The sequence below is a fragment of the Acinetobacter sp. YH01018 genome, from assembly GCF_013420295.1.
In the GTDB taxonomy this organism is placed as follows: Bacteria; Pseudomonadota; Gammaproteobacteria; order Pseudomonadales; family Moraxellaceae; genus Acinetobacter.
The window spans coordinates 1-4533 of sequence record NZ_VOYL01000092.1; the positions used below are offsets into that span (position 1 = coordinate 1).

The 4533-nt window shown below is 48.9% G+C and carries 5 protein-coding genes; all 5 read right to left on the minus strand.

Annotated features, from left to right (window positions below; genetic code table 11):
• On the minus strand, positions 1-1051 hold a 1051-nt coding region (locus tag FTT83_RS15515; protein ID WP_167788572.1), incomplete at its 3' end, for an IS91-like element ISVsa3 family transposase.
• A 210-nt stretch (positions 1052-1261) separates the two neighbouring features.
• Complete coding sequence (locus tag FTT83_RS15520; RefSeq protein WP_000743213.1) at positions 1262-1486, minus strand: hypothetical protein; 225 nt, start codon at positions 1484-1486, stop codon at positions 1262-1264.
• Positions 1483-2187, minus strand: a complete 705-nt coding sequence (locus FTT83_RS15525; RefSeq protein WP_180176830.1) for a recombinase family protein — start codon at positions 2185-2187, stop codon at positions 1483-1485. The genes FTT83_RS15520 and FTT83_RS15525 overlap by 4 nt, the downstream gene beginning before the upstream one ends.
• 148 nt (positions 2188-2335) lie before the next feature.
• The gene (locus tag FTT83_RS15530) at positions 2336-3502 is read right to left on the minus strand and encodes a tetracycline-inactivating monooxygenase Tet(X3) (protein ID WP_024160783.1); all 1167 of its coding nucleotides are present in this window, start codon (positions 3500-3502) and stop codon (positions 2336-2338) included.
• A 189-nt stretch (positions 3503-3691) separates the two neighbouring features.
• Positions 3692-4357 (minus strand): tyrosine-type recombinase/integrase, encoded by a 666-nt coding sequence (locus tag FTT83_RS15535; RefSeq protein WP_015060916.1) that lies wholly within the window; start codon positions 4355-4357, stop codon positions 3692-3694.
• Positions 4358-4533 lie beyond the last annotated feature (176 nt).

Here is a 4533-nt window from a genome sequence, read left to right on the forward strand (position 1 = left end):
TCTTGAGCTGGTAGCGCACGTTGCCGCCTCGTGTTAACGACAGCCGCTTCTCGGATACCGCCGGGCGGCTGATGTACCGGCACAGCCGTTCGAGCTTCTTGCGTTCATCGGCCCTGGCCGCCACGCCGGCGTGCAGGCTGGACCCGGCTACCTTGCCAATCCCGTCACCGAACGGATCACCACTGGTCGGCAGAGTTTGCAAAGTGAACACCTTTCGCCCCGCCTGTGAACCGACAGCGATACGGTAAGTGATCGAGTGCCCCAGCAGGGGTGTCATCGGGTCGTCATCCACCGCATCCGAGGCCAGATAGCTGTTTTCGACATCCCGTTCCAGCAGGCCTTGCCGTTCCAGATAGCGACCCACCCGGTGGGCGATGGTGTGCGTCAGCTGGGTGAGCTCTGGGCTGGTCGGCGCCTTGACCCAGCGGAAACGCGCTGAGCCGTGGGATTGCTCGACATACACACCGTCGAGAAACAGCATGTGGAAGTGAACATTCAGATTGAGCGCCGATCCAAAACGCTGGATCAGGGTGACCGCGCCCGTCTTGGCCACTTGGTGGGTATGGCCCGCTTTCTTGACCAGGTGCGTGGCAATGACGCGGTAAACGATGCCCAGCACCCACCCCATGATCTCGGGCCGGCTGGCAAACAGGAAACGCAGCTGAAACGGGAAGCTCAACACCCACTGACGCATGGGTTGTTCAGGCAGTACTTCATCAACCAGCAAGGCGGCACTTTCGGCCATCCGCCGCGCCCCACAGCTCGGGCAGAAACCGCGACGCTTACAGCTGAAAGCGACCAGGTGCTCGGCGTGGCAAGACTCGCAGCGAACCCGTAGAAAGCCATGCTCCAGCCGCCCGCATTGGAGAAATTCTTCAAATTCCCGTTGCACATAGCCCGGCAATTCCTTTCCCTGCTCTGCCATAAGCGCAGCGAATGCCGGGTAATACTCGTCAACGATCTGATAGAGAAGGGTTTGCTCGGGTCGGTGGCTCTGGTAACGACCAGTATCCCGATCCCGGCTGGCCGTCCTGGCCGCCACATGAGGCATGTTCCGCGTCCTTGCAATACTGTGTTTACATACAGTCTATCGCTTAGCGGAAAGTTCTTTTACCCTCAGCCGAAATGCCTGCCGTTGCTAGACATTGCCAGCCAGTGCCCGTCACTCCCACTCGATTGTAAACAAGCACACAAAACCCTTTAGTGACAACAATTTGCAAGAACTATCAGGCTCAGTGCCATGAAAAATACCATGACCAGATCATGAGGTTGAACACGGCTTGCGCCGGCAGCGTTCACGCTCCTGGTCGGCGATCTCGCCCGGCTGCAATGCTAGCTCAGCATCGGTCATGCGCTCCAGCACGTCGCGTAGGCGGATGGTGCAAGGAATGGGCGGCAGCTCGAACTCATAGCCGCCGGCGATCATTTCGGCCGCAATCTCCTCGGTGATGAAAAACGGCTCGTCGTCTTGGTTCGGCTTCTTCATGCCCTTTCCTCCTGGCGCTCATCCTGGCCGACAGCGGCCAGGGCATCGGCTTCCGTCAATGCGTCCTCCACGAACGCGCCGTGCTGCTTCGCTTCGGCCTGGCTGACCTCGGCCCATATCCGTTTCACCTGGGCCGCACTGTACCCGGACTTGCGCAGCGCGACAACTTGGGCGCGGCGCTTCGGATCAGCACGGCGGCCCTTGTACCGCCCGGCCTGGCGGGCCAACTCAATGCCTTGGCGCTGGCGTTCGCGCCTGTCCTCGTAGTCGTCGCGGGCCATCTGCAAGGCCAGGCGAAAAAGCATGATCTGCACGGCTTCCAGCACGATCTTGGCGACGCCCTGGGCCTCGGCCGCCAGGTCGGATAGATCGACCACGCCAGGGACGGCCAGGCGTGCGCCTTTGGCCTGTATCGAGGCCACCAGGCGCTCGGCCTCGGGCAAAGGTAGGCGGCTGATGCGGTCGATCTTCTCGGCAATGACCACCTCGCCGGGCTGTAGGTCGCCGATCATGCGCAGCAGCTCAGGCCGGTCGGCGCGTGCGCCGGATGCCTTCTCACGGTAGATGCCGGCGACGTAGTAGCCGGCGGCCTTCGCGGCCGTAGTGATCGCCTCTTGGCGTTCCAAGTCCTGCGCGTCGGTGCTGACGCGCAGATAGACCCGCGCCACCATCGGCGCGGCTACTGGCTTCGTCCTGCGCATACTTGCGGGCTCCTTTGGGCATACTCAAATGCACCCATCTTAAACTGGCAGCTAATGTACAAAAGTTGATAGAAGCACACAAGTTCAATTTTGCACTTCTGCCCCACTATTGCAAAACTGCTTGTTAGTAGCCGTTTTTTCTTACTGTTTATAGATTCAATAATTTTTGAAACGAAAAATTGGGACTAAACATTTCGGTTTCGTTTTCTGTCGATTCGTCCTGCGTATCTTTTGCATAAACAAACATTTGTTGTTCGTAGTTTTCGATGGCATTTTCAATACTTGTAAATTCTCCGTTTGTAAGGTTTTCAGACAATATCAAAGCATCCAATAATCCCGTATTTACACCCTGTCCTGCAAAAGGCGACATCAAATGAGCAGCATCGCCAATCATTGTTATGGGTAATGGACGGTTACTTTTCCAATCATTGTTCAAAGGAAATTTCCTTGTGGGCAAGCATTGAAATGTTGATACCGAACGTATTAATTGTTTGTAAACTTCACTCCATTTGGAAAATCTTTTCAATAAAAAATCGGCAACGCTGTTTCTGTCCTGAAAATCTAAGGGAATTTTATTTTTCCATTCATCGGGCGTTTTAAAACTAATTCCTAAATACAATGCACCATTATTATTGGGATTGGCAAACAATAAAATGCCCTGATGTCCCGCCATTAATCGGTTGCCGTTGCATAGCTGAAAAAATCCGGGACAGTTTATTTCCGGTTGAAGAATATCAGCTTGGATGTTGAAAGTACCGGTTTCTTCAACTTGCGTGTCGGTAACAAAGCTCCTTATTTTCGACATTCCACCATTGGCAAGAATAACCAAATCTGCTGTTTCACTCGGTTTATTCTCAAAAGTTAGTGTCCACTTCTTCTTACCAGGTTCAAGCATAACAAGTTTTCTATCCCAAATAACCGTGTCGTTTTCTAAACTATTCAACAAGATAGCCCTTAAGTCATTTCTGTTTATTTCAGGATTGTCAAATCGATTTTCGGGCTTTACATTTTTTGTGGATAAAATATTGCCTTTTTCATCAGCAATATTTACACCCATTGGTAAGGCTAAGTCATAATAAGTTTGTAACAATCCCGCTTTTTTCATTGCTTCCTGACCTGAACCTTTGTGTAGGTCAAGGGTTCCACCAAAAATTCTTGCCTCTCGGTCGTTGTCTCTTTCGTAAACTGAAACGTCTATGCCGTTTTGCTGTAATAATTTTGCCATAGTCAGTCCAACGGGTCCACCACCAATTATTGCAACGTTCTTATCACTAAGTAAATTCATTTGTTTGTCTGTATCTATTCGCATTGTCATTCAAAAATGGCACATAACAAGTGGCTATACGCCAAATGGCGTATATATCCACTATATCTTATTTTGCTAAACCTTTCATTATCAGTGACAAATCCGTTTTCAACCGTTTACCGTTCGTTTCTACTCTCTCAAAAGGATTTATATTCATAGTGCTTTTTGTTAAGTTTTGCTCAAATATACAAATCCTTTCTATATATCTAACAAATCCATCGGACTTTTTAATTGTTCCATTCCCTTGGTGGTAATATGTGTATAAACCTCAGTTGTTTTACTGCTTGAATGACCTAACAACGATTGAATATAACGTAAACTCGTACCATTCTCAAGCAAATGCGTTGCAAAGCTATGTCGTAAGGTATGTACAGTAACTTCCTTTTGAATCTTTGCTTTTAAAACAGCTGCTTTAAAAATGTTTTGAATACTTCGGCTTGAGTATGCGCCACCTTTTTGACCTTCAAATAAATAATCTTTTGGTTTATATTCCATAAAGTATGTTCTTAAAATAATTAATGTTTTCTCAGATAAAATGGTATAACGATCTCTTTTTCCTTTTGACTGTTCTATACGAATTTGCATGCGCTTGGAGTCAATGTCTTTTATTTTCAGGTTTATACATTCAGAAATGCGCAAACCTGCCGAATAAATAGTCATCAGAATAGCCTTGTGTTTCACGTTTTCAATAGCGCGTAGTACCCGAATGGTTTCTTCTTCACTCATCACAACAGGAAGTGTTTTTTCTTTTTTTGGTCTTTCGATGAAATATGTTTTCCGTTGTCCACCCAAAACACGTTCGTAATAAAACTTAATCGCATTGATTGCCTGGTTTTGATAAGATATTGAAACTTTTCGCTCCATAACCAAATGTCGGAGAAATGATTGTATATGTCCTTCATTCAATCGATCGACGTATAGGAAGAATAAACGCCCTTTTCACCCAAGTCCAACAGCTTTGGACCGCAGTTGACTCTTTCGACACCCCTGCGATGCAACCCAATCCGGCTGACGGGGAGCCAGCAACGCTGAAAATTTAC